Annotated in this window: 1 protein-coding gene; it reads left to right on the forward strand. The window is 40.9% G+C overall.

The features are described 5' to 3' along the window. The first annotated feature begins 217 nt into the window (after nt 1–217). Nucleotides 218–3,103 carry an EAL domain-containing protein gene (locus tag BLW33_RS13790; RefSeq protein ID WP_090310024.1) on the forward strand — a complete coding sequence of 962 codons (2,886 nt, stop codon included), beginning with the start codon at nt 218–220 and terminating at the stop codon, nt 3,101–3,103. The last annotated feature ends 158 nt before the right edge of the window (nt 3,104–3,261 follow it).

Here is a 3,261-nt window from a genome sequence, read left to right on the forward strand (position 1 = left end):
TCCCGCCGCTCTCTAAGCGGGCACTTTACCACTGTACTGTTGCTGCATAATTCTCCTTGCCGATGGGACTAAACTTTTATTGACAATTCCATAATGAAGAAAAGGAAAACGAAATAGTGCCATTGCAAGACAGGTTTTCTAAATTACTTGGGAAACTGCTTGAGGAACTAAAATAAGAAAGCCTAGAGTGGGTGTGGGTTAAAGAGGAGGATTTAAAATGCTAATTAAAATTTTGGTAGTTGACGATTCGGCATCGGACAGATTGATCATCAAAAACATGCTTAGTGAGTATAACGTGCTAACTGCTTGCGACGGTATAGAGGCTTTGCGTGTACTTGCGGAGAATGATGAAATCAACTTGCTCATACTCGATCTCAATATGCCTAATATGAATGGTTTACAGGTTCTCGAATCATTGAATCGGGATGAGCGGTTTCGGAAGCTGCGCACCATAATATTGACTAATTATGATGAATTGGATAATGAAATCAAGGGCTTAAAGCTTGGTGCCGTAGACTATATCCGAAAGCCACTTCATATGGATTCATTGAAAGCCAGGATCAATGTTCATGTAGCACTGATGCGAGCTCAGCAAGCACTATCGCAGAAAATTGACGAACACACTCTTGCCTTTGATAGGCTTTTTGAAGAGGCCCCTATTGGCATAGCAATTTCTCACAGCCGTGATCCTAAACACTCTGACAAGGATATTATAAAAATAAACTCTGCATATGAACAAATTACAGGCAGAACAAAAGAAGAGCTCATTAATTTAGGCTGGGCAAAGATTACATATCCGGACGACCTGGATGAAGATATACAAAATTTTAACAAACTGCAGGCCGGTGAAATTAAAAGCTATTCAATGGAGAAGCGATATGTTAAACCCGATGGATCGGTTGTATGGGTATACATGGTCGTTGCGTCTCTTGCTCCTTTAGCGGGAAACAAGCTTAATCATATGTGTCTTATTCAGGACATTACCAACCAAAAAGCCGCTTTGGCTGCGCTGATTGAAAGTGAAACAAAATATCGAAGTATCACTGAAAATATGTCAGACGTTGTCTGGCAGATGGATTTAGACCTGAAAACGACTTATGTAAGTCCCTCTGTTGAAAAACTCCTTGGAGAATCCATCGAAGAGCATATGAATAGGAAGATGGAAGAAAAATTTCCAGCACAAACGTTGCATAAAATCCAATCGATTTTTTATGAAGAGTTAGAAAAAGAAAAAGATCCCGAAATTGATAAAAACAGGTCACTGACGATCGAAATTGAACATTATAAAGCAGACGGCACCGTTATCTGGCTGGAGTTGAGTATTTCTTTCATCCGCGATGATAATGGTAATGCGGTGGGATTTCAAGGCTCCTCCCGTGACATTACGCCACGCAAACTTTTTGAGTTTGCATTGAGGGAGAACGAACGGAGAGAATCTATTCTAATGTCTCACCTACCGGGCTTGGCTTACAAGTGCAAATATGATCATGACTGGACGATGCAGTACGTTTCAAAAGGTTGCTATGATCTGACTGGATACAAATCCGAAAGCTTGTTAAACAATAGAGACCTATCGTATAATGATCTCATTTCCCCTGAATACCGCGAAGCATTGTGGAACGAATGGAAGCGAATCCTTGAAAAAGGGCAGCCGTTTAGATATGAGTATGAGATTATCACTGCAAGCGGCAAAAGAAAATGGGTTCTTGAGATGGGACAAGGAATATATAATGATGAGGGTGAAGTTGAAGCGCTGGAAGGAATAATCCTCGATATCTCAGACAGAAAAGAGATGGAGAACCATCTCAGATACATGAATGAGCATGACAATTGGACAGGCTTGTATAATCGTGATTATTTGGAAGCCCTTCTGAATCATGACCTCAAGAAAAAGGATGGACTAAATAGAGCGGTCATCAGTATCAATTTGAGCACCGTTCAGCTGTTAACCGCTAATTATGGGTTTCACTATACACAGAACCTAATAAAAGTAACTGCTGAAACGCTGAGTCAGCATTGCTCTGACACCCGATTACTGTTCCAAACCTATGAAAATCGGTTTGTCTTCTATCTCATTGACTACAAGGACAAAAACGAGCTTGTTGATTTTTGCGATGTCATTGCAGAAGCATTAGAAGCCTTATTTGTAACTGAACGGATAGGCGGCGGAATCGGCATATTCGAAATTGAGCAGGACGATGATGAAATCGATGTGGATCTACTCTTAAGAAGACTTCTGATTGCATCAGAAAGGTCTATTGCCATTTTAGAAAAAGACTTCGAAGCTTGTTTTTATAATGAGGAACTGGAGGCTGAGATAAACCGCGAAAGAGACATCCGGGAAGCACTTACGGGCGTAGTGCTTGAAAGCACTAATGATGAGTTGTTTTTGCAATACCAACCGATTGTTGAGCTACAGACAAATGCTGTTTGTGGGTTTGAAGCGCTAGCACGGTTAAAAACAGAAAAACACGGACTGGTGTCACCGGTTGAATTTATACCGATTGCCGAAGAGACAAAGCTCATTATACCGATTGGTGAAAAAGTGATTGTCAACGCGTTTCATTTCCTTAATAAGCTTAATGCGAGTGGATATGATGAAGTCGGCGTTTCAATCAATGTTTCTGCTATTCAGCTGTTGAAACCTGACTTTACAAGCAGGTTTCTGGAATTGATGAACGAGATGCAGGTTAATCCACGGAATATCGGCATTGAGATTACGGAATCGGTCTTTGCCTCCGATTATGAAAACATCAATAACACTATCGAGAAACTGAGAGAAGCCGGACTTCACATAGCTATAGATGATTTTGGAACTGGCTATTCCTCTCTGGCCAGAGAAAAAGAGTTAAGCGTCGACTGCTTGAAAATTGACAAATATTTCATCGATAAGCTGTTAGATACAGACCCGAGTAAAGCAATAACAAGCGATATTATTTCGATGTCGCATAAGCTTGGGCACTGCACAATTGCTGAAGGGGTTGAGTATGAGAGCCAGCTGCAGTATTTAAAAGAGCACAGCTGCGACAAGATACAGGGGTATTTGTTCAGCAAGCCGCTTAATGAAGAAGACGCGCTCGAGTTTTTGAAAAGTAAAAAATAAATATGACTGCCATTCAAATGACAGCCGAGATTGAGGATGGTGGAGCCATGACAAAAGAGAAAACTGGTCCTATGTCAATAAAAAGCACAGCTTAAAATGAGTGATTCTGTAAGCTAGGCCGCTTGCAGAGAAGATACCCGTTCAAACCATTTTTCGAA

Source organism: Eubacterium aggregans, assembly GCF_900107815.1.
Lineage (GTDB): Bacteria > Bacillota > Clostridia > Eubacteriales > Eubacteriaceae > Eubacterium_O > Eubacterium_O aggregans.